The organism is Pseudomonas sp. EA_5y_Pfl2_R50 (genome assembly GCF_963970475.1).
GTDB lineage: Bacteria > Pseudomonadota > Gammaproteobacteria > Pseudomonadales > Pseudomonadaceae > Aquipseudomonas.
Genome location: NZ_CAXAPT010000262.1, coordinates 1 through 246, shown reverse-complemented (window position 1 = coordinate 246; position 246 = coordinate 1). Strand labels below are relative to the sequence as shown.

Sequence of the window (246 nt, the reverse complement as noted above, 5' to 3'; positions counted from 1 at the left end):
CCGCAACCCTGACCAATGCCGCTGGTTCGCCAGTGACCGTGACTTTGTCCAACGGCGCCGTCATCACCATCGAAGCCGGCAAAACCACCGGCACCGTGACCGTTCCTGCGCCGACTGACGACGTCTACAAAGACGCCGGCAATGTGCAGGCGACCATCAGCACCGCTACCGGTGGCAACTTCGAGAATCTGGTGCCGAGCACGGTTCCAGCCGTCACCGAAGTGACTGACACCATCGACACCTCGA

General features: G+C 61.8%; 1 protein-coding gene. It reads left to right on the top strand.

Annotated features, from left to right (window positions below; translation table 11 throughout):
- Positions 1–246, top strand: a 246-nt coding sequence (locus AACY19_RS27735; RefSeq protein ID WP_339454682.1) for an immunoglobulin-like domain-containing protein, incomplete at both ends; no start/stop codon positions are given.